Origin of the sequence: Nitrosospira sp. NpAV, from assembly GCF_000832065.1 — a bacterium.
In the GTDB taxonomy this organism is placed as follows: domain Bacteria; phylum Pseudomonadota; class Gammaproteobacteria; order Burkholderiales; family Nitrosomonadaceae; genus Nitrosospira.
Genome location: NZ_JXQM01000003.1, coordinates 150,172 through 172,975 on the forward strand (window position 1 = coordinate 150,172; position 22,804 = coordinate 172,975).

Annotated in this window: 20 protein-coding genes and 1 tRNA gene; 5 read left to right on the forward strand and 16 right to left on the reverse strand. The window is 51.9% G+C overall.

All coding sequences use genetic code 11. The annotated features are described in order from the left end of the window. Positions 1–26: 26 nt before the first annotated feature. The 13 genes from SQ11_RS03050 to SQ11_RS03110 form a co-directional block, all read right to left on the reverse strand. On the reverse strand, positions 27–398 hold the full coding sequence (locus SQ11_RS03050) for a YbeD family protein (protein ID WP_041512665.1): 372 nt from the start codon (positions 396–398) through the stop codon (positions 27–29). A 24-nt stretch (positions 399–422) separates the two neighbouring features. Next, positions 423–1,289, reverse strand: a complete 867-nt coding sequence (locus SQ11_RS03055; RefSeq protein WP_041512666.1) for a D-amino acid aminotransferase — start codon at positions 1,287–1,289, stop codon at positions 423–425. A gap of 51 nt (positions 1,290–1,340) precedes the next feature. Continuing rightward, positions 1,341–2,483: a D-alanyl-D-alanine carboxypeptidase family protein gene (locus SQ11_RS03060; protein ID WP_041512869.1), complete on the reverse strand. Its 1,143-nt coding sequence runs from the start codon at positions 2,481–2,483 to the stop codon at positions 1,341–1,343. A 75-nt stretch (positions 2,484–2,558) separates the two neighbouring features. Continuing rightward, positions 2,559–2,816, reverse strand: coding sequence for a hypothetical protein (locus SQ11_RS03065; RefSeq protein WP_232297870.1), 258 nt, complete (start codon positions 2,814–2,816; stop codon positions 2,559–2,561). Positions 2,817–2,964: 148 nt separating this feature from the next. After that, positions 2,965–4,479, reverse strand: coding sequence for a helicase HerA-like C-terminal domain-containing protein (locus SQ11_RS03070; protein ID WP_041512668.1), 1,515 nt, complete (start codon positions 4,477–4,479; stop codon positions 2,965–2,967). Positions 4,480–4,558: 79 nt separating this feature from the next. Then, positions 4,559–5,482: a CobD/CbiB family protein gene (locus tag SQ11_RS03075; RefSeq protein WP_041512669.1), complete on the reverse strand. Its 924-nt coding sequence runs from the start codon at positions 5,480–5,482 to the stop codon at positions 4,559–4,561. Between the two features lie 25 nt (positions 5,483–5,507). Then, positions 5,508–6,395: a succinate--CoA ligase subunit alpha gene (sucD, locus tag SQ11_RS03080; protein ID WP_041512670.1), complete on the reverse strand. Its 888-nt coding sequence runs from the start codon at positions 6,393–6,395 to the stop codon at positions 5,508–5,510. 2 nt (positions 6,396–6,397) lie between these two features. Then, positions 6,398–7,591: an ADP-forming succinate--CoA ligase subunit beta gene (gene sucC / locus SQ11_RS03085; RefSeq protein WP_041512671.1), complete on the reverse strand. Its 1,194-nt coding sequence runs from the start codon at positions 7,589–7,591 to the stop codon at positions 6,398–6,400. 292 nt (positions 7,592–7,883) lie between these two features. Further along, positions 7,884–8,378 (reverse strand): hypothetical protein, encoded by a 495-nt coding sequence (locus SQ11_RS03090; protein WP_156972393.1) that lies wholly within the window; start codon positions 8,376–8,378, stop codon positions 7,884–7,886. Between the two features lie 104 nt (positions 8,379–8,482). Continuing rightward, positions 8,483–10,003 carry a glycerol kinase GlpK gene (glpK, locus tag SQ11_RS03095; protein ID WP_041512673.1) on the reverse strand — a complete coding sequence of 507 codons (1,521 nt, stop codon included), beginning with the start codon at positions 10,001–10,003 and terminating at the stop codon, positions 8,483–8,485. Between the two features lie 327 nt (positions 10,004–10,330). Beyond that, positions 10,331–13,162: an EAL domain-containing protein gene (locus SQ11_RS17790; RefSeq protein WP_052493950.1), complete on the reverse strand. Its 2,832-nt coding sequence runs from the start codon at positions 13,160–13,162 to the stop codon at positions 10,331–10,333. 94 nt (positions 13,163–13,256) lie between these two features. Next, positions 13,257–13,727, reverse strand: coding sequence for a hypothetical protein (locus SQ11_RS03105; protein ID WP_052493951.1), 471 nt, complete (start codon positions 13,725–13,727; stop codon positions 13,257–13,259). A 40-nt stretch (positions 13,728–13,767) separates the two neighbouring features. Continuing rightward, the gene (locus tag SQ11_RS03110; protein WP_041512674.1) at positions 13,768–14,169 is read right to left on the reverse strand and encodes a MerC domain-containing protein; all 402 of its coding nucleotides are present in this window, start codon (positions 14,167–14,169) and stop codon (positions 13,768–13,770) included. A gap of 343 nt (positions 14,170–14,512) precedes the next feature. On the opposite strand from SQ11_RS03110, the gene SQ11_RS17465 reads away from it, so the two are divergent. The 5 genes from SQ11_RS17465 to SQ11_RS03140 all read left to right on the forward strand — a co-directional run bounded on the left by SQ11_RS17465 (position 14,513) and on the right by SQ11_RS03140 (position 17,944). Then, complete coding sequence (locus SQ11_RS17465; RefSeq protein ID WP_041512675.1) at positions 14,513–14,893, forward strand: hypothetical protein; 381 nt, start codon at positions 14,513–14,515, stop codon at positions 14,891–14,893. Between the two features lie 26 nt (positions 14,894–14,919). Continuing rightward, on the forward strand, positions 14,920–15,240 hold the full coding sequence (locus SQ11_RS03120; protein WP_041512676.1) for a hypothetical protein: 321 nt from the start codon (positions 14,920–14,922) through the stop codon (positions 15,238–15,240). A gap of 684 nt (positions 15,241–15,924) precedes the next feature. Further along, the gene (locus SQ11_RS03130; protein ID WP_041512678.1) at positions 15,925–16,206 is read left to right on the forward strand and encodes a hypothetical protein; all 282 of its coding nucleotides are present in this window, start codon (positions 15,925–15,927) and stop codon (positions 16,204–16,206) included. Positions 16,207–16,509: 303 nt separating this feature from the next. Continuing rightward, positions 16,510–17,613 (forward strand): PEP-CTERM sorting domain-containing protein, encoded by a 1,104-nt coding sequence (locus SQ11_RS16305; RefSeq protein ID WP_052493952.1) that lies wholly within the window; start codon positions 16,510–16,512, stop codon positions 17,611–17,613. Between the two features lie 118 nt (positions 17,614–17,731). Next, positions 17,732–17,944, forward strand: a complete 213-nt coding sequence (locus tag SQ11_RS03140; RefSeq protein WP_041512679.1) for a hypothetical protein — start codon at positions 17,732–17,734, stop codon at positions 17,942–17,944. A 614-nt stretch (positions 17,945–18,558) separates the two neighbouring features. Here the strand turns inward: SQ11_RS03140 and SQ11_RS03150 are convergent. The 3 genes from SQ11_RS03150 to dnaG form a co-directional block, all read right to left on the reverse strand. After that, a tRNA-Ile gene (locus tag SQ11_RS03150) sits at positions 18,559–18,635 on the reverse strand. 39 nt (positions 18,636–18,674) lie between these two features. Then, the gene (gene rpoD / locus SQ11_RS03155) at positions 18,675–20,891 is read right to left on the reverse strand and encodes an RNA polymerase sigma factor RpoD (protein ID WP_198140779.1); all 2,217 of its coding nucleotides are present in this window, start codon (positions 20,889–20,891) and stop codon (positions 18,675–18,677) included. An 88-nt stretch (positions 20,892–20,979) separates the two neighbouring features. After that, the gene (gene dnaG / locus SQ11_RS03160) at positions 20,980–22,773 is read right to left on the reverse strand and encodes a DNA primase (RefSeq protein ID WP_041512681.1); all 1,794 of its coding nucleotides are present in this window, start codon (positions 22,771–22,773) and stop codon (positions 20,980–20,982) included. Positions 22,774–22,804: the final 31 nt, after the last annotated feature.

A 22,804-nucleotide genomic window follows, 5' to 3' on the forward strand; every position in this document is an offset into this window, starting at 1 on the left:
ATTGAAGGTTCAGGTTCGCGCAATGCTCAAAGTGCCATGACCACCATCGGGTGATCGCACAGTTCTTGATATAACGCATCCAGTTGCTCACGGGAAACGGCACGAATTGTGCAGGTTAGACTCAGATACGTATTCTTTCTGCTGAATTTAACCTCCAGACCTGCTTCATCGAAATCCGGGGCATGGCGTTTCACAATCATCAGCACCACTTGGATAAAATCTTGCCTCCCATCATCCGCCGAAATAGCGGTAACAGCATCATCCAGGGCATAAGATGGAGTAGCCTCACATTTCCGGTCAACGACCGGCTTCACCGGTAAACCATCCACGCGCCCCATTATCTTGATGGGAAAATCGCAGGGATATTCGATTAAGGAGGATTCCACGGTGCTTTCCATGAACGGAGAACGTTAGGGTCACATTTAAAATGCTGAAACATTGGCATTGCCCCGCATTACGGTACTCTTGTAATTCTGGTAGAGTTGGTGCAGCAGCGTGAACATTGTTCCCGGTTTACCGTCCCCCACCGGCTTGTCGTCGAGACGAGTGATGGGCATGATTTCTTTGGTTGAAGATGTCAGCAGGATTTCCTCGGCGGTACGCACTTCGTATTCGGACACTTCCCTCACTTCGTGGGGGATCTCATTGGCGGCCGCAAGTTCAAGCACAACATCATAGGTAATTCCCGGCAACATCAAATGATTCTTTGGCGGAGCCAGCAATATTCCTTCTTTTATCACAAAAATATTGCTGGCCGCGCCCTCGGTCATAAAGCCTTCCCGCAGCAGCACTGTTTCTATTGCACCCACATCAGTCGCCATTTGCCGTAATAACACATTGGGCAGCAACGAAATTGCCTTGATATCGCAGCGTAGCCATCGATTGTCGTTGGCCGTGATGGCGGCAACGCCAGTAGCAAGCAACTCTTCCGGCGGCGCCAGCAGGGGATTACTCATGATGAATACCGTTGGCATGACACCCTTCGGAAAGGCATGCTCGCGCCTGGCCACGCCACGAGTAACGTGCAAGTATAAAGATTGGTCGTCGCTCTCGTTGCCAGCGATTATTTGTTCCAATAACTCGCTCCATTTCTTGTCGGAGTGCGGATTTGACAAGCGAATACCATCCAGGCTGTGCTGCAAGCGGAGCAGGTGCTCAGCCAGACGAAAAGGCTTGCGGGAATATACGGGGATCACTTCGTACACGCCGTCACCAAAGATAAAACCCCTATCCAGCACCGGAATGCGGGCTTCCTCGATAGGCATAAAATCACCGTTGAGATAAATCATGATGGCCCTTGAGAATAAAATCGGTAATGGGACGCATGCGTGCTAATTTCGCTAATTGAACAACAGCCGTATGCTATCCCAGGCACGACCAAAAAAATTTGCCGCACTCACGGTTTCCAACGCCACTAGCGGATACTCCGCCATAAGCTTGTCATTAAGCGTGAACTTCACCACCCCTACTTTTTGTCCCGCACTGATGGGAGCAATCAAAGGCTGCTTGTATTCCATGCTTGCCTTCAGCTTATCGGCCTGGCCTTTCTGGAGCGAGAAATAAACGTCATGCCCGAATCCCGTCTTGAGCTTGTCCTGCGAGCCTTTCCATAGCTGGATGGCTGTCACTTCACGTTCCTTTTTATACAGGTGGACGGTATCGTAAAACTGGAACCCGTAGTTCAACAGACGCTGGCTTTCGATGGTACGCGTATTATCGGAGACGGTCCCCATCACCACCGAAATCAACCGCCGGTCGCCGCGTTTGGCGGATGAAATAAGGCAATAACCGGCGGCTTCAGTATGACCTGTCTTGAGGCCATCGACGTTGGGGTCCAGCCACAACAGACGGTTGCGATTGGGCTGCGTGATCTTGTTGTATGTATATTCCCGTAACGAATAAAGCGGATAATATTCCGGAAAATCACGAATCATGGCTGCCGCCAGTAAAGCGAGATCATGAGCGGTAGTATAATGCTCCGGATGCGGGAGTCCGGTAGAATTGGCGAAGCGTGTGTTCTTCATCCCCAACCGGGCCGCTTCCTTGTTCATCATCTGCACGAAGGCATCCTCTGAACCGGCGACAGCTTCCGCCAGCGCTATGCAGGCATCATTACCGGACTGTACGATCATGCCGCGCATTAATTCATCAACCGTCACCGGTCTGTTGGGTTCAATGAACATGCGGGACCCTTGCGCGCGCCAGGCACGGTCGGACACCATCACGGTTTGCGTCAAAGTGATCCGTTTCTGCAGAAGGGCTGAAAAGACGACATGGGCTGTCATCAGCTTGGTAAGCGACGCGGGTTCCACGCGCTCGTATCTATTCAAGCTGGCTAAAGTTTGACCGCTCTGAAAGTCGGCGAGAATATAGGATTTGGCGGCTACTGATAGGGGAGGTTGCGGCGTCACATCGGACCTGGGTTGCTGGGCAACCACGGGAAGCGCTAAACAGCATAGTAATAGCGAGAATAAACGTTTCATGGCAAGCCGCAAAAAAACGTTATTATATCCCACCCACGTGGAACACGTTACCTGCACTCTCCTCGAATATCCCCGTTACGGTTTACCGCGACATACGCTAAATCCGTCGTTCCAACCCATTCGATATTGACTGTCAGCAGCAAAGCGGCGTTCGTTCTTTAATCCGTAGGAAGTTTTCTTGGCGGTTTCGCAGCCGTCAATATAGCCATCCTTGAAGGCGGGTGAATAGCCGGTAAGATTATAGGCAGGCCGTGTACTTGGCGGCAGCGGTCCCGAAGGACGCTGACCCTGTCCTGTCGTTGTCGTCGCACAGCCCGCAATTGTAAAAACCAAAAAAATTATCCCGGTTAAACGCATCGCCTTCTCCTCCGCCTGCCTGGAATTCTCCTGTAATTCGCCATAATAAGCCAGCGGTCAGCCTATCTCAATCAATGCTGTCCCACGAAATAAATTACTACTAATTACTGCGGGGGTGAACCTGTCAACGCCTGCGCCCACCCCCGAAGATGCCTCCTAAAACCCCCCGGAAGATCTCGCGACCAACCTGCGAGCCGATCGAACGTGCCGCGCTCTTGGCAGCCGCATCGAGAATACCTGGATGACGCCCTCCGCGAGGTCCGGTTTTGCCAAGCAGCATACCCCCCAGCATATCCATCATGCCATCACCCGTGGCGGTCTCCGCCTGCGGCGTCGCCGTATCACTCTCGGTATTCTGCCTGGTTGCGGCGCGGCTTTTGATTATTTCATAAGCCGATTCGCGATCCACCATCTCCTCATAATGTCCAAAAATGACAGACGATTTGATCATGGCCGCTCGTTCCGCATCGGTAAGCGGACCTATTCTCGAAGCTGGCGGTAAAATAAACGCCCGTTCCACGATGCAGGGGCGACCCTTTTCATCCAGTAACGACACAAGGGCCTCGCCGACCGAGAGTTCCGTGATGGCTTTCTCGGTGTCGAAATCAGGGTTGGCGCGCATGGTTTGCGCCGCGGACCTGACCGCTTTCTGGTCGCGTGGCGTGAACGCGCGCAATGCATGTTGTACACGGTTGCCAAGCTGACCTAAAACACTTTCTGGAACGTCAAGCGGATTCTGTGTCACAAAATATACGCCAACCCCTTTGGAACGTATCAATCGCACCACTTGTTCGATTTTCTCCAGTAGTGGGCGGGGCGCTTCGTTGAATAGGAGATGGGCTTCATCGAAAAAGAATACCAGCTTCGGCTTCTCGAGATCACCGACTTCTGGCAGATGCTCGAATAGCTCGGACAGTATCCACAGCAAGAATGTCGAATACAACTTCGGCGAATTCATGAGCTTATCAGCGGCGAGAATATTGATCATACCCCAACCCCGACTATCAGTCTGCATCAGATCGCTGATATCAAGCATTGCTTCGCCAAAAAAATGGCTGCCTCCCTGCTGTTCGACCGCAAGCAGCGAGCGTTGGATCGCTCCGATCGAGGCTGCGGAGATATTGCCGTATTCAACGGTGAACTTCTTCGCGTTATCGCCGATAAATTGCAACATCGCGCGCAGGTCTTTCAGATCAAGCAGCAACAGGCCGTTATCATCCGCAATCTTGAATACCAGCGCCAGCACACCTTGTTGGGTGTCGTTCAGGTTGAATAACCGCCCGAGGAGCAGCGGCCCCATGTCGGATATCGTTGCGCGTACCGGATGTCCTGATTTTCCGTATATATCCCAGAACGTTACCGGACATGCCGTCCACTTCGGCTCGTCAAGTTTGAGATGCGTCAACCGGTCTTTCATTTTTGATGAACTTGTGCCTGGTGCGGCGAGACCCGACAGATCGCCCTTGATGTCGGCCATAAATACCGGTACGCCAATGGATGAAAATCGTTCGGTCAATACCTGCAGCGTAACGGTTTTTCCGGTGCCGGTCGCGCCTGTGATCAGCCCATGTCGATTGGCAAAACCGGGTAACAGCTCAATAGTATGGTCTGATTTGGCGATTAGTAATGGTTCTGGCATAGAAAATCCCGCAGGTGGTTTAAGAGAGCTTTATAATTGCGTCAGGCAGGGCCTAAGTCCAATACGTTAGTCTTTTTCATCATCCCACCCAACTTGCAATCTCAAGTAACAAAAGTAGCAAAAGCCACAACACCAGGGTACGCCAAATCAAGCCGACGGTACTTTGCAGGAAATCCATGTCGGCTTCCTCGCCCACACCTAATTCCGGGCGATAGTATTGTCCCCCCTCTTCCCGCAACGAATCACCCAGACGAACCCCGAGCGCGCCTGCGCCACTGGCAAGAATAATGCCTTGGGCGTGATCGATCCATGAAGCGGCTTGTGCACGCCAGCAATAAACCGCATCCTCAAAATTGCCGGCAATGGCGAAGCTCACAGCGGTTGATCTTGCAGGTATCCAGTCTATGGCGTCGAACGCTTTGACCGCAAAATGACCAAATGCGTCCGGGGCTTGCGGCTCCCGGCTACCCCATCGCTCACTCAATAATTCTGCGAGACGATACAGCACCGGACCCAGCGGTCCTGGCAGAACAACAAAGCAAACGATTATTGCGAATACATAGCGATGCGAATGAATCAATCCCAATTCGATAGTGATCCGGGCGATTTCCTGACTACTGGGCTCATCCTCAGGCGTGCCGCGCCATTCCCTCAACAACTTGCGGGCCAGAAGCAGATCCCCATTCTTGAGCGCCTCCTTGATTTCAGCGAAGGTGTCACCGAACTGGCGAAATCCCATGGTGAAATAGAGTATTGCCACGTTCCAACCGCAAGCCAGCAGCGGACTGAGGTTATACAAGAAATAATAGATCCATCCCGTAACGATCAGTACCGGAACCACCGCCGCAACCCAGGCGGCAATGCCGTGATGGCGCACGCCGGTATTGAAGTAGCGCTCCAGCGCATCGGCATAGGAGAGGAACAGCAAAATAACACGGTTTCGATCTCCGCTGGGGCGCCACTGCTCCAGCAGGAGAGCAAAAATTAAAGAAAATAGGGTCATTGCGAAAGCGCCACGATTGTCTTTGTCATCCCGGTTTCAGCAATACCGATTTTAGTAACTTGCCCATTTCCGCCGGATTGTGTGTTGTCTTGATCCCGCAAGCTTCCATTACGGCGAGCTTTTCCTGTGCCGTGCCTTTGCCCCCGGAGATGACTGCTCCCGCGTGCCCCATGCGCCTGCCCGGCGGCGCGGTTACACCTGCGATGAAGCCCACCACCGGCTTCTTCATATTGTCCCTGACCCAGCGGGCGCAATCCTCTTCATCCGAGCCACCGATTTCACCCACCATTAAAACCGCATCCGTTTCGTCGTCGTCATTGAATAATTTCATCACATCCAGATGCTTTAATCCATTCACGGGGTCGCCGCCAATGCCGATGCAGGTGGATTGTCCCAGTCCCTGCTCCATCAATTGCGCCACCGCTTCGTATGTCAGGGTGCCGGAGCGCGACACTACGCCGATACGACCCTTCTTGTGGATATAGCCAGGCATGATACCAATCTTGATTTCGTCGGGTGTGATAATGCCGGGACAATTGGGGCCGATCAGCCGGGTTTTCCGCTCCCGCATCTTGTGGCAGGTGCGCAGCATGTCGCGAACCGGAATACCCTCGGTAATGCAAACCACCAGATCCAGTTCCGCATCTACCGCTTCGTCGATTGCGGCGGCGGCAAATGGCGGCGGCACATAGATCACCGAGACCGTAGCACCGGTCGCCTGTTTTGCTTCTCGCACGGTAGCGTAAACCGGGATGCCCTCTAAATCCTCACCCGCTTTCTTCGGGTTAACCCCGGCAACAAAGCAATTCTTTCCATCGGCATAATCGCGGCACATGCGGGTGTGAAATTGCCCCGTCTTGCCTGTAATGCCCTGCGTCATGACCCGGGTATTCCGGTTGATCAGGATTGCCATGACTATATGCCCCCTTCCGTTGTCGACGCCTTTGCCGGTCCGGCTGCCTTCACTGCCTTCTGCGCGGCATCCGCCATATTGCCTGCTGAAATGATCGGCAGACCGGATTCGGCAAGGATCCTTTTGCCCAGATCCACATTGGTGCCTTCAAGGCGCACTACCAGCGGGACGCTTAGCTTCACTTCACGCGCCGCCGCAACCACACCCTCGGCAATCACGTCACACTTCATGATGCCGCCGAATATATTGACCAGTATGGCTTGTAATTTTGGGTTACGCAGCATCAGCTTGAACGCCTCCGTTACCTTCTCGGTAGTAGCGCCCCCGCCCACATCGAGAAAGTTGGCGGGGTTTCCGCCGTAGAGCTTGATGATATCCATGGTTGCCATCGCCAGGCCCGCACCGTTAACCAGACAACCGATGTTGCCGTCCAGCGAAATATAGGAGAGATCATATTGGGACGCCTCGATCTCTGCCGGATCTTCCTCGTCAAGGTCACGCAGAGCAGCAATTTCCGGATGACGGAACAGCGCGTTGTCGTCAAAATTCATTTTTGCGTCGAGCGCAACGACATGATCGTCAGCGGTGAGTATCAACGGATTGATTTCGACCAACGACGCATCGGTGCTATCAAAGGTTCGGTACAAGCCCTGCAGAACGGTCCGCGCTTCCTCGGCGACGGATTCCGGGAAACCGGCCTTGCGGACAATGTCATCAGCATCGTACGCACTTAGCCCGGTGATGGGATCGATAAATATCTTATGAATTTTCTCCGGCGTCCTGGCGGCGACTTCCTCAATATCCATGCCGCCCTCCGAACTTGCCATCAAACATACGCGCCGGCTGCCACGGTCCACCACCAGGCCAACGTAAAACTCCTGCCTGATCTCAGCGCCCTGCTCTATAAGGAGCCGCCGGACAACCTGGCCCTGCGAACCGGTCTGATGCGTAATAAGCGTCATTCCCAGTATTTTCCCGGCAAATTGTTTCACTTCATCGAGTGATTTCGCCACTTTCACGCCGCCGCCCTTGCCACGCCCGCCCGCATGGATCTGCGCTTTGACCACCCATACGCCGCCACCCAGTTTTCCGGCGGCATCCATCGCCTCCTCCACGCTGAAGCAGGCGATGCCTTGGGGCGTGGTGACACCGAACTCGCGCAAAATCTTCTTAGCCTGATATTCGTGGATTTTCATGATCTCTCCGGCGATTCGGAAAATGAAGTATAACGTAATAAACTATACGACATTACCGACAGAAGTAGTGGCCTCATATTTAGCCTATTGGCACGGGAAAATTTATTGATACCAGGGGTTGATACAAACGGATATCGCACTGCGATTTCCATCCATTAGGTTTATTTATTCCAGCCCATGCGCAACAACCCGCCGGCTTGCTGCGATCATCGGTGAATCTTGACCAGCGACGCTCCGCCGAGCCCCATTCCCAGTCGGGCAATCATGCTCGGGATCACAACAAAATCATAGCTCAATGGCTATCACCTTCATTGATGAGTTTAAAGTCGATAGGGGTGCAATCACCCACCATCACGCTACTCTTGTATATGGACGGACCACCTTTGCTGACAAGAATAGAAAACCTGGCCTCACCATTCTTGTCTTTAAAAAATGAAAAAATTTGAGACTCTCCAGCATCATGGAAATGAACCAGAAAGGCTGCCTCTGTTTCGCTACGGCGGAGCGGAAATACCTTTGCGCCATCATCTGCCGTCGAATGATTCCGCTCTGTAGAATCCACGAAAATAATGTCAAAATCATCCCTTCCGTGCTTTCGCAAAGTAAAAGCTCCTTTCGGTACGGTATCTATCTTCCACTCACTGTCCGCCTTTTCCAGAACACCCATATGTGCAAAATATGCATGACCCGAGGGATTAGCGCATGTCGTTACCTGTTGGGCAAGGAGAATGGCAGGTGATATCGATAATAAGAAGAACAACAATGCTCGAACGATGGAGATACGCATAGATTTGACTGGACAGGCTGAAAGCGTCTCCCGTCAGGCAGACAGTTTGAAAGTATCGATTCTAAAACAATAATTATGCTTGGCCCTATTTTTCATGATGGTATTTATATGCGCTTTGCTGGCTTCATGGTTTTTTCTTTCGGCTCCCAACCTTTCGCGCGCTCAAGCGCATCGTTCCAGCGGCTGCGGAGTTCGGCCGCGCGTGCACCCGGCATCTTAGGTTCGAAGACCCTCTCGATCCGCCAATGCGTGGCGATCGAGTCAGTGTTTTGCCAAAAGCCGACTGCGAGTCCGGCGAGATAAGCGGCGCCCAGCGCGGTCGTCTCGACCACGGCGGGGCGCACCACGGGTACACCGAGCAGATCCGCCTGGAATTGCATCATCGGTTCGCTGCGTGACGCGCCACCATCGACACGCAGCTCCGTAAATGGCTTACCGGTATCCGCATGCATGGCGTCGACCAGATCCGCGACCTGGAAGGCTACGCCCTCCAGTGCGGCGCGGGCGATATGCGCAGCATGGGTGTCACCGGTGAGGCCGATTATCAACCCGCGCGCATAGGCATCCCAATGCGGCGCGCCCAATCCGGCGAAGGCCGGCACAAGAACCACGCCACCGCTATCCGGTACCGACGCCGCAAGCATATCCGCCTCCTGCGCGGAGCGCACGATTTGCAGCCCATCCCGCAGCCACTGCACGATCGCGCCACCGATGAAGACACTTCCTTCCAGTGCAAATTCCTGCTTCTCGCCGATTTTCCATGCCACCGTCGTGAGCAGGCGCTGCTTTGATGCGGCAGGCCTGGTGCCGATATTCTGTAACAGGAAACAACCGGTACCGTAGGTGTTCTTCGCCAGTCCGGGCTGTGCACATAGCTGCCCGAAAAGAGCCGCCTGCTGGTCACCCGCCGCGCCCGCGATAGCTATATGCGCAAGACCGGGTAAGGCGCTGATTTCGCCATATACTTCGCTCGAAGGGCGCACTTCTGGCAGCATGTTCTCAGGGATGCGGAAAAGTTGGAGCAATTGCCTGTCCCACGCGCCGGTGTGGAGATTGAACAACATCGTCCGCGACGCGTTGCTCACATCGGTGACATGCGCCTTCCCATCGGTCAGTTTCCAGATGAGCCACGTTTCCACCGTGCCGCAGATGAGTTTACCCGCTTCGGCCTGTGTACGCGCATCGGGGACATGATCGAGAATCCAGGCAATCTTTGTCGCGGAGAAATACGGATCGAGGATCAATCCGGTGAGCTCCTGAATCGTTCCATCGTGACCCGCGGCGTGCAGCTCATCGCACATCCCGGCAGTGCGGCGATCCTGCCAGACGATGGCGTTGTATATGGGGTTGCCGGTTTCACGATCCCACACAATGCTGGTTTCACGCTGATTGGCAATACCGGCGCCAACAACGTCGCGTGGCTCAATACGCGCGCGATCCAGCACTTCCACGGCGACCGCTATTTGAGCAAGCCAAATCTCCTGCGGGTCATGTTCGACCCAGCCCGGCTGCGGGAAAATCTGGCGTATTTCCTTTTGTGCGGTGGCGCATATCTGCCCTTCGTAATCGAAGACAATGGCACGCACACTGGTCGTGCCGGCATCGAGGGCGAGGATATAGGGCATGCGGTAAGGCTCTGGCCAGATTCAAGTTACGCTGTGGAAGGTAAGTTCTGTCAGGTAACAATAGGTAGTTTATTATGCCGCTAAAAGACTGAGCCGGTCCCATCCTTTTTGATCGGACCGAAAACTGTCAATCGTGATTCAACCCCCGGAGGAGTAAAGAATGAACCCGCTCGCACGGAGGAACTCACCAGGTTGACAAATTGTCCGGAGGGCGACGTCAGCTGCATGAGGCCGGCCCGATGAGCTACACCTCAAGCCGAGCATCGCGCTGCTCGTAGCGCGGCTTATCGCCACCGTGGTCTTGTGACAAAAGGCACAAGCCAACTATCAAGTAGGCCAGTGCAGCTTCTCGAACTCGTCAGCGGGTACCGGCTTTGAGAACAGATTGCCTTGCCCATAGTCGCACCCAGCTAGGGTAAGCAGATCGCGCTGGTCTGCTGTCTCGACCCCTTCGGCGATAACTTTTAAATCGAGTTTATGCGCCATTACAATGATGGCTTCGCATAATGCCAAATCATTGGAATCGGGTGCCAGGCTCCGTACGAAGGACTGGTCTATCTTGAGGTAGTCGATATCAAATCTCTTGAGATAGCCCAGGGAGGAATAACCCGTTCCGAAATCATCCATAGAGACCTGAATGCCCGCGTTTTTAAAGGCAAGCAGCTGGAGCGTAACGGCAGTACTGGCATCCATCAGTAATCCTTCGGTAATCTCGATCGCAACGCTTTGTCCCGGTAACTCCAACTCCTGCAAAAACTCGGACCATATTTTGTGAAGGTCGACATCCTTGCGAAATTGCACGGGCGACGTATTGACACTCATCTGGAACTCGGCGCAGTGCAGCGTACGCCAGTTCTTCGTTTGCTGCATAGCGGTCCGAAACACCCAATCGCCAATATCGACAATCATTCTTGTTTCTTCGGCAATGGAAATAAAAACCGCAGGATTTACCAGGCCAAGTTTTGGATGGTGCCAGCGCACTAACGCTTCCGCCTTATGAATATAGCCGCTTGCCAGATTCACTATCGGCTGGTAGTACAATTGAAACTGTCCGCCCGCGAGAGCGCCGCGTAAGTCGCTAGCCAGCCGCATACGGGTTTGCGCAGCTTCCTGTAAAGCTCGGGTAAAATAGCTGAAACAGTTTCGACCCTGATTCTTGGCAGCATACATAGCCTGATCAGCATTACTCAACAACACCTCCATGTCATCGGCGTCTTGGGGATAAAACGTGATGCCAATGCTTGCCGATACATAAGCCACCTCATCCCCTAGCTGGAATGGATCAGCCATCTTGCGCAAAATGTCCCGTACAACTCGGTTAATACTTATGGGATTGTTCACCCCTCCCAGAATAAGAATGAATTCGTCCCCCCCAAGCCGTGCCACAGTGTCAATTTCGCGCACGCAACGATTCAGGCGTTGCGCGGCATCCTTGAGTAAGAGATCACCAATTTTGTGCCCATAAATATCGTTAACTTCTTTGAAGCAGTCGAGATCGAGTAGAATCAATGCTATCGAAGAACCGGAGCGATTAGTCTTTCGGATTTCCTGTTCCAGACGGTTGCGAAACATATGCCGATTTGGCAAACCGGTGAGGGTATCAAAGTTAGCTTGCTGCCATATAAGTACGTCAGCCTCTTTTCTCTTCGTGATATCCGAGAACAGTGCCACCCATCGGGTTATCCTCCCATCCTTGTCATAGATGGCGTTCACCTTGCGCCACTCAACAAAGGTCTGCATATCCTTGCGCCGGCCTGTCATTTCTCCTTCCCAGTAGCCAGTAGTTCTCAGTGAAGTTTGTATGGCTTCAAAAAAAGCCGCATTGTGAAGGCCGGTATTGAGAACATTGATATTCTTTCCCATGATGTCATCGGGTGTATAGCCTGTAACGCGGGTAAAAGCAGGGTTGATACTAATGATGTTGTCATTAGTATCGGCCACCATTATCGCTTCTGTAGTATTTTCATAGACCATGGCTGCCAGCCGCATGGATTCTTGTGCCAGCATTTGTTCGGTGATATCTCGGAAGATTGCGACATACATGCGGTGGTTCCCTCCGTGAATCTCGACAATTGCAAGGTCCATGGGGAAGGATGTTCCATTTTTACGGATACCGGTTACTTCATGAGTCCTTCCGAGCGCGGGGGATTTTATCGTCGCAAGGTAATTCGAAAGATGGTCAGCATTTTGACCTCCGCTCCCCTGCCTTGCTAACAGCAGGTTAATATTTTGACCGATGACCTCTCTTTCCAAATAACCAAAAATATGTTCCGCGGCGGGGTTGAAGCTTTTGATGAGCCCCTGTTCGTCGATCGATGCGACTCCATCGATCAGATTGCTCAGCAAGGCACGGGTATGAGCCTCGCTATCGCGTACCTGATCGATGGTATCTACCAAACTATCCCGCATTTCCTTCAGCGCTTGCATAAGCTGCCCAACTTCATCCTTCGACTGGACTTCGATTTTCTGCAAAAAATTTCCTGCGGCAATATCTCGAGAAATTTTCACTACCTTTTCCAAAGGCTGAAAAACTGAGTCTCTGAGCATAATGCTAATGAGCACAGCCAACGCTAGCGCAACGACTACCGAAATCACCAAAATGTCAAGTATAGTTTCGTAACGGTCCTGCTGGCCGTCATATTCCCTCTTGACCTCATCCACTTGCAGTTTAAAGAGGGCTTTAATACTCGTATCGACCGACTGATAGAGTGGATGAATCTTCTCCATGAGGATGCGGTATGCATCCTCGGTCTCGTTTGCACGTAAAGCCTTTACTGCTGCTTGGATGCCTTCCGTAATAAATTCGTCGCGATCTTCGCTGAATTTCGCGGCCAGCGATTCTTCTTCCGGGGTGAGATAGGTTTTAAGGTAATCTTGCCAGATTCGAGTCATCTCCTCGATATCTCGCTCTACTGCTGCGGTTTTGTTTTGAATGGCCTCTGGTGTCGGCGCAAGCAAGGCCGAAGTGATGGCGAGTCGATTCTGAAGCAGGAGTGATTCGATATCCGCCATTTGCTTGAGCGGAATGGCACGATCATGATAAACGGTTTTTAGGCCACCGATCGCGTTGCTCATGCCGAACAAGCCAAGTATCTCAACCCCCAGCAGGAAGACTACCAGGAAGGAAAGGATATAGATCAAGCGCCATTTGATGGTCAAGTTTCTAGATATTTCATGTGAATGATCGGTTCTAAATTATGTACCCCCGAAGATGTTATTTATACCTGTAAAATTTTACAGCTATTCAGCTACATCATCCCCCTGATGCCATTGCATCTCCAAAATCTGATCGCCGGGATTCGACCCGGGTTTGAATTCCGGGAGACAATGGATGAAAACTACTGCGCAGCCGTTCTGGGACAAATCTCGTTTTCCAACCGGTGGCATGATAATCCCGCTGGCCGAGCAAACCGTACAAATTGAGTGTGCCGACAACGAGCAATAAGACGATTGGCAACCACTCTACCAAGGCGCTAAATGAAATGGGAGTTGACAGATTGCCGGCGACCGAACTAAGCACGACGGCAATCAGGGTCGCCGTCAAGCCATGTCCCAGCGCGAACAACGTGCCGATCCAGGGCGCGACCCTCGGCCGTTCTGCCGGGCTGCGATAAGCCAAACAGTCGATCATGGCAATATGATCGGGATCGGGATCGAGACCATGCCGCAAACCAAGTATGAACAGCAACGCCAGCCCCGATACCGGCACGAATTCAGTTTTCATTTGCAATATCTATTGCAACAGAGTTGCATATTTAAACTGACTAAATCCCTTGATCGCTTGGCACCGCGCAACTCCGGCAAAAAACACGATTCTTGAAATGTGCAGCGAAAAGATGCGCTCCACCGATTACCGCCAACATGGTCTCCGCGGTTTCCCCATAGCTTGGCCCGATCACCAACAGCGCCACGCTAACGCAAGCCAGACCGAACCCACCCAACATGAGAACGAGCCACCGACGGTGCGTGACGAATCCAGGGATCAATGCGAGCAGGACCAGTAACGTCACCAGCACAACCATATACCAATGAAGCACTTCATTCTGCCGCACCAACCCGAGCAATGGGAACAGTGACAAGAATAATGGTGTCCCCAGGCAATGCAGCAGGCACAGCGTTGACGCCATCATGCCGAAATAGTCCACAGCTCCAACTATCTTGTTCATTTCTCCACTCCTCGGATTGATTTCGATAAGAAAGCCTCGCCAATGACAAATTTATAGCGGGGCGTTGAGAAAATCACCATCTGGTCTCATCTATCCTTAACTTCATACTAATAATAACTTATTATCAATAGATAATCTAATCAATAACAGATTGCTCAAGGTTAATTTTCTACAACATGCGAGGAAATGTACATGTAGCTTGGTACGTTTCCCCAGCGCATCAATTCGGGCTCACAAGATCGAAGTTCAGCATGACAAATTCGATGCTACCCGGATTTTAGCTCCGATATTATATGACACCCCCGCTTCTCTAGAGCCCGATGTCATAAGCAGGAGCAGATTAATGAGAACAATAAACATTGAGTGGAGCTTTGAGTTACATCAGACTGATATTCTGGAGTGTGGCAGGATAGCCATGCGATTGGCATTACGAGAAGGGCTGGACGATACTCTTTCCCGCGAGCTAGGCGTGGCATCAACTTCGTCCGAATCGGCTGAGAACCGTCCGATTAGTCGTGGCCTGGATGGCCCGCGCATTCGAACGCCGGAAAACAGCATCGATACGCTCGATATTTCGATTATAAGCTCGGATCATGCGATAACGGTCGAATCACTCAATGCTATCCAAACCGAGATCCTGAGGTGGCTGCATTTTTTCGAAGCGTCTATGCCATCTTGTCGTATCCAAAATTTAAATTTCCCAATGGTTTTACCTAGAGCATAACCGGGGTTTCCATTAGGATAGATTCAGTGTTTCCCCAATGTACTGACAGTATTGATCAAGGCTATGATAAAGCCACCGTTTATATTCCGAATAAACCCATCATCATAATAGAAAACTTTGGGGTCGGCTCAGCCGGTTATGCTATCTCTGGCGAATGGATTAAACACGATGGCGCGTGCTGCCCGGTATCCAAGGAAATGCTGGTGGATATCCGGTGTAAGAACGGTGATGTATTCTACGAAGTCGCAGCCAGCATCAAATTGGAAGCTTTATCGTTCTTCTGGCAGGGAAGCGGTTCTAAGTTCGACATTATTGAATACAGAATTGGGGGAACAATGGAACGGTAAATCGAGTTGGATGATGTAAGGATTGGCCGACTGAAAACGACGATAGACAGTAAACCTTAACGGTCGAATATCTCCGTTTTCCCGCAATCCCGAGAATGCTGAATCATAAAGGCCACCTTCGATCCCTATACCGTGCACATTGGCAGATTCCTCCCCCCATTGAATTGGCTGGTAGGCGCACCATATCGGAAACAGGGTTACACCGCACATCACGCGCTGACGGCCCCGTGGGTGATTGTTGACACTGAACTGTACGGTTCCATCGTCGGTACCGTGCCGGTAAAGCTGGACTCGCCCAATGGACTATGCAGCGACGAAGCCTATCCATCGGAACTAGACGCCGTGCGAATTCCGGGTCGGGAAGCTGGCCGAACCCTCAAGATTCATGATCCCACCCGGCCAACCCCACCCTCTCCATCATGGGCACCATGTTCCATTGCATTTATTTCTACACTGGCATGTTCAATGATGTAACCAATCTGGTTTGTGAAAGGGTTTCCCGTCATATTGCGGGACAGAAATGGCTGTTGGGGTTTACCTCGATTGCAGTCGATCCACCAGAAGCGGTATTGCTGCATAGAATTTTGGAATGTGTTGGGCGGAAACCGGACTAAACATAATGGTACAACGTGTAGGACGTAACCAAAGGCAGGCAGCCTGGGTTATCGTCATAAAGGAGTTTTTGTGGCTCAACAATTAGAGGCATTTGAACAATATTCCATTCAGGCGGACTTGCTGATTGGACAGGCGACTAGGGAGCAGCTGGCGGAGTGCATGCGATTGCTTGCCTTGATTGTTGCCCGATACCAGATAAAGCATGGCGAGATTTCGCTAAATAGCGCCTCGGCAATGCTTAAGGCAGGTGATCCGAACGATGAGCAATTATTGATACTCACAATGGGGATGGAAAATCTTGTCAACGTATTGCGCAATGTTGTAACCGGAATACGCGAGATAAAGCATTAATCCTTGCCGCTGCATCATTAGCGGGCTTTAGCTGTGCGTCAAACACGGATATTAAAATCTACAAGGTCTGTTGGCACCAGTTTTCAGATATATCAATAAATTGTCGAGGAGCCAGTAGGCTTACTATAGTCCGATCGGAAGATTTACAGACATAGAAATCATTGTTATAGGGATGTTGTAGAAATATCTTACTTGCTTGTTAAAACAAAGGCTCGATCTCGCCCGCGATGTGTTTCTGATTATCAAATGTGCCTGCACTAACCTGCCTAAGCCTATCTCGATCGTTTATTGGAGGCATTCCTCGTGAAAATCAACCGCATTTTTGAAACTTCCACCTTTGTCCTGGCAGCGACCCTCGACGTTGGCCTCGGTTTAGCGTCCCCAGCCTTCGCCGACTACGACTCATCAGCCATTGTCAATCCTGGCGGCAAAGTAACCTATATCCGTAACTCGGGAGTTAATACCGTCGGTAAAGATATCAACGATGCCGGGCAGGTTGCGGGCTCCGTAACCTCTGCAAAGGGTACCTACGCTTTCATTACGGGCCCAGACGGCGTGGGGATGACCAATCTTGGTACGTTGGGTGGATATTCCAGCGAAGCCTACGGTATCAATAACTCCGGGCAGGTGGTGGGGATGTCCACTACCGCAGATGGTGCCATGCACGCCTTCATCACTGGACCTAATGGCGTAGGGATGACTGATCTCGGCACTCTGGGTGGATCTCAGAGCCGAGCCTATGACATCAATGATTCCGGGCAGGTAGTGGGATGGGCCTCGATGGAGGACAATAGCACACATGCTTTCATGACAGGCCCTAATGGTGTTGGGATGAAAAATCTTGGTACCCTGGCTGGTGGATATTCCAGCGAGGCGACAGCAATCAATGCTGCTGGGCAGGTGGTGGGAGCCTCGTACGGTAGTGTTTTTATCACGGGCCCGGATGGGGTGGGAATGACTGAGTTAGTGGATATTCCCCAGCGCCACCCAAAAGCCTATGATATCAACGCCACCGGGCAGGTGGTGGGAGCTTACGAGAAGGAACCTGGTTTTCCTTTTTATACCGTTTTCATGGAAGGTCCCAACGAGTATTGGACTGGTATCAACAGTTCTTCGACCATAGCCTATGGCATCAACGATGCCGGGCAGATAGTGGGAGAATACGAATTGGGCCCAGCCCCTGGTAGCTACGCCTTCATCACAGGCCCCAACGGCGCGGATGCAACCGATCTCTCGTCCTATGGTGATTTGCCAGATGGGTATCGTTCACTCTATGCTATCGAGATCAATAACCGGGGACAGGTACTCGTTACCGGCGTTATCCCGGAGCCTGCATCCTACGTCCTGATGCTGGCCGGATTGGGGCTGGTCGGCTTCAGGGCAAGACGCAACGGAGCGCCAGCGTAGAGGAGTTCGCACTAGCGAGTGAGAGAGGATGTCTGGGTCTAGGAAACCAAGGCAATCAATATTTCCCTTTCAGATATTGGCATGACTAATTGCTTCACGATGCACAGCTGATATTCCTATGGTTGCCTCGCAAGCGGCATCGGTTGTTCGCTATGACGGTTTAGCTTTTAGGACCCAGCTTCATGCTGAAAGGTTTGTGAAGCTAGTGGCGCCAATTCGCATGAATGAGGAGCTGACGGAATTTTATGAAAAAGTTTGTCATGCCGAAACAGAAGAAGCCTGGCGTAAAGATGTCAACGGGCAAAAAAAACTGCTCTGGCCCTTAGCATGACTACCAACAGCAACAGAAAGTGCCGCTCGCTTAAATAGAGGGATGTGTCCATCTCCTTCCCGCAAAGCGCTACAGCGCAATGTAAAGCGCCGCTTCATTTCAGACCCGCTTCAGCCAGTTTTTATTGCCTAACCCAACGGCACGCGTTCACAAGAACGACACACTTTTATGAGATAGTATTCACGATGCCGATCTTTAATGGCGCCTATGTTCATTCCCATGTAGAAGCCCTCAGCCCGGCAGTTATCTCCTTTCTCGCCGGGCTTTTTCATTCCCTTTCCCACATTGAAGCTCTGGTGTGCAACGGGCCGGTCGCAGTATCCGTGAATTTCACCGCGATATTTTTCCCTCTCCAAGAAAACTTGGTCTTGCATATCACGATGATTTCTTGATCTATTTTTAAGGTAACGGTGTCGCCGCCTATGACAGTCTCTCTTTGAAGGTGCCTGGGGTCCGTCATCCTATTGTCTAAATAGGAAGCTATAAGGACGCTTTTCGAAGCTTGATTACATTTCCTTGCTGTGTCTCTCTTGCTGAGATTTCTCGGTACAAATCGGTTACATTTTAGAAAACAAAAAAGGAGTTGCCGGATATCCCGTAACTCCTTGTTCTTATGGTGGGTCTGGCTGGACTCGAACCAGCGACCAAGGGATTATGAGTCCCCTGCTCTAACCAACTGAGCTACAGACCCTATTTAGGCACTAAAATGGAAATAAATACCGAAAGCCGATCAGCCTTCGGTATCCAGAAAACTCCGCAGACGTTCAGAACGCGAAGGATGACGCAATTTACGCAGTGCTTTCGCTTCTATCTGCCGAATGCGTTCACGAGTCACGTCGAATTGTTTACCCACCTCCTCCAGCGTGTGATCGGTATTCATTTCGATGCCAAAACGCATACGCAGCACTTTTGCTTCACGTGGCGTCAAAGAGTCCAGTATATCCTTGGTGACATCCCGCAGGCTGGCGTAAACCGCGGCGTCCGCGGGTGCCATGGTGGCCGAGTCCTCGATAAAATCACCTAGATGGGAATCTTCGTCATCCCCGATGGGCGTCTCCATGGAGATTGGTTCCTTGGAAATCTTGAGGATCTTGCGGATTTTTTCTTCCGGCATTTCCATTTTTTGCGCCAATAGCGCCGGTTCCGGCTCCTGCCCGGTTTCCTGCAGAATCTGGCGCGAAATACGATTCATCTTGTTGATGGTCTCGATCATGTGCACTGGGATACGGATGGTGCGTGCCTGATCGGCGATGGAGCGGGTAATGGCCTGGCGAATCCACCAGGTGGCGTAAGTCGAAAACTTGTAACCCCGCCGATATTCAAATTTATCCACCGCTTTCATGAGTCCGATATTGCCTTCCTGTATGAGGTCAAGGAATTGCAGTCCGCGGTTGGTATATTTTTTGGCAATGGAAATCACCAGCCGCAAATTGGCTTCGGTCATTTCGCGTTTGGCACGGCGTGCCTTGGCCTCGCCGGTGGACATCCGCCGGTTGATTTCCTTGAGGTCTTTAAGCGGGATGCCGACTCGCTTTTGCAGCGTCAGCAGGTTCTCCTGCTGTTCGAGGATAGCCGGCTGGTAGCGTCCCAGTGTCTGGCTATACGGCTTTCCAACCGCGACTTCCTGCGCCACCCAGTCGAAATTGCTCTCGTTACCTGGAAAGCCTTTGATGAAATGATTACGCGGCATGCCCGCCTTGGTCACACAGAGCTCCATGATTTTGCGCTCATAGCCGCGCATTTCATCCACTAGGCCACGCTGAGTGTCGCAGAGCCTCTCAACCATTTTCGCGGAGAAGCGAATGGCCATGAGCTCGGCTGAAATATTCTCCTGTATGTCTTTGTATGCCTTGTTGGCCGATCCTTTTTTTGCCAGCGCTTTCTGCATTTCGATATACGCCTGCTGGATCACTCCAAAACGCTCCAGCGCATCGTTCTTCAACTTGAGTAGATTGGCGCTTGCTATTGCTGCGATATCCTCATCTTCCGTATTCTCCGCACCCAGTTCCTGCTCTAGTGTTTCATCGGAGATTTCTTCGCTGACCATTTCCGGATCATTCGGATCCAACAATCCATCCACCAGTTCGTCAATGCGCATTTCGTCTCGCGCCACCTTGTCGGCAAGATCGAGTATTCCGGCTATGGTGGTCGGGCAGGCGGAAATTGCCTGGATCATATGCTTCAATCCATCCTCGATACGCTTTGCGATTTCGATTTCACTCTCGCGCGTGAGCAATTCCACCGAACCCATTTCCCGCATATACATGCGTACCGGATCGGTGGTGCGGCCAAACTCGGAATCCACAGTGGAAAGCGCCGCCTCGGCTTCTTCTACCACATCCTCGTCGGCTACCGTCGGCGCAGTCTCGGACATCAGCAGCGTTTCCGCGTCAGGCGCCTCATCATAAACAGAGATACCCACATCATTGATCATGCTGATGATGTTTTCTATCTGCTCAGCATCCAGCATATCATCGGGAAGATGATCATTGATCTCGGCATAAGTCAGGTAGCCGCGCTCCTTGCCCTGCACGATGAGGTTCTTCAAGCGCATGCGCCGCGCCTCAATGTCTTGTGGCGCGAGTGGAGTTTTCTCCACATCTTTCGCCTGATTCTTGCCTTCCTTTATCGCCTTGGCCCTGGCTATTTTCGCGGTAAGCAAATTGGGTTCCGTGACCGCAAGGACGGCTCTTTCGATCTCCGTCACGCGGCCCGACGCTTTAGTGGATAATTTTGCAGCCGTCGTAATTTTTTCCTCCAACGCTTCTGCAGTCACCTTGATCGGTGATTTTGCCGATTTCAGCGGCTCTGTAACGGATTGGCTTGTTTCCTTTTTTCTCGCCATCTTGACCTTACCGGCGGGACGACCCACAGATGCGGCTCCCGACGCTTCACCTTTCGATTTTGTTCTTACCGGCACCTTGGCTTGCGTTTTCGCTTTTACCATGTCGATTCCCAAAAATAGTATGGCTGGTTGAGACCTAAAAATTTTTCGATTATATCAATATTTTATGAATGCTGTTCGGTTATTGCTCTCAAGGCATGGCCAATCGCTGGAGCTCCTGTCTTTCCTCAGGGGTAAGCATGCTCAGAGGCTTGTTATGCAACCTTGTCATGCGTTGCTTACGTTGCATTTCCCGCAAACGCGCCAGCGCGCCCCCAAATTCCGCTTCCAGATCGATATTGCTGTCCCACGCAAGCGTCTCGCTCTCGGCTTTATGCAGCAGCGCACGATGAGGACTATCGTGAAAATATGTGATCGCCGAAGGTATTGCCGTGTCTTTTCCAAGATAGGGGTGCGTATCGATAAATTCAACCAATGCCGTAAGCGCTGCTATTTCCTCAGCATGTTCCCGGATTTCCATGAGCAGTGCTCTATCCAGCTTCCGGACATAACCGGGATCATACAAGAGTATTTGTATCAACCAGCGGTATGGCGAGGCAGGTTGTGGCCGTGGCGCTCTTTCACGGAATTGAGAAGGCGAGACACGCCTGATTTTCAATAAATCCTCCAACTCTCTCTGGGTGGCGCCACTGATTTCCGCCAATTGCTTTAACAGCATCAACGCCAAGCCTGGTGCTGCGACCCGTGTCAGCAAAGGCTTCGCATCCTGCACCAGTTTGGCACGGCCTTCGCTCGTCGTCAGGTCGGCACGTGCCGACAATTCCCTGAACAGAAAAACTGACAGGGGTAATGCCTGTTTGATCAATTCCTCAAATGCTTCCCTGCCGAAATTGCGGACATAGCTGTCGGGATCTTCACCTTCGGGCAGAAAGAGAAAACCGATGCTCTTACCATCGACAAGCTGCGCCAGACTCTCTTCCAGTGCACGCCATGCTGCTTTCCTGCCGGCACCATCACCATCGAAGCAAAACACCACATTATCGGTCTGGCGCAAAAGCTTTTGTATGTGAAACGAGGTGGTGGCGGTGCCCAAGGCGGCTACGGCATATCCGATGCCATGCTGCGAAAGTGCCACCACATCCATATATCCTTCCACCACGATCACCCGTCCCGCCTCGCGAATCGACCTGCGCGCGGCGAACAGATTGTAGAGTTCCCGGCCTTTCTGGAACAGAGGCGTTTCGGGAGAATTGAGATATTTGGGTTCACCCTGTTCCAGCACCCGCCCGCCAAAACCGACGATTCTTCCCTTGAGGTCAAGAATAGGAAACATGATACGGTCGCGGAAGCGATCATAGTGTTTGCCATCATCGCTCTTGATGATCAACCCGGCCTCGACCAGCAGATTTGCCCGCGCCTTGGCCGCATAATCGGGAAATACCGAGTCCAGGTTTCGCCAACCGGCCGGGGCATAGCCAATGGCAAAACGGGCAGCTGTTTCGCCTGTCAAACCGCGCTTTTTCAGATAAGCAATAGCCCCTTCCGAATGCTTGAGCTGTTCCCGGTAGAACTGCGCGGCAGCCTTCATTGTCTCAAGCAAATCCTGGAAAGAACCTTCTGGCCGCTGGGTCTTGTCCGATACTTCACCGGACGAAGACCCGGCTCCAGGGGTACGGCGAAGGGATTCGGCCTCCTGAACAGGAACTTGGATTCCGGCGCGTGCTGCGAGATCGCCAACCGCCTCGACAAAGCTCATGCCACCATATTCCATGAGAAAACCGATGGCGCTACCGTGTGCACCACAACCAAAACAGTGATAAAACTGCTTGGTGGGCGTTACTGTAAATGATGGTGTTTTTTCACTGTGAAATGGGCAGCAGGCGGTGTAATTTGCGCCGGCTTTCCTGAGCGGCACGTCACGTTCGATGACATCTACGATATCCACGCGGCTAAGCAAATCCTGAATGAATGATTGTGAGATCATCTATAGCGGATAAACCATAATATCTTAGACA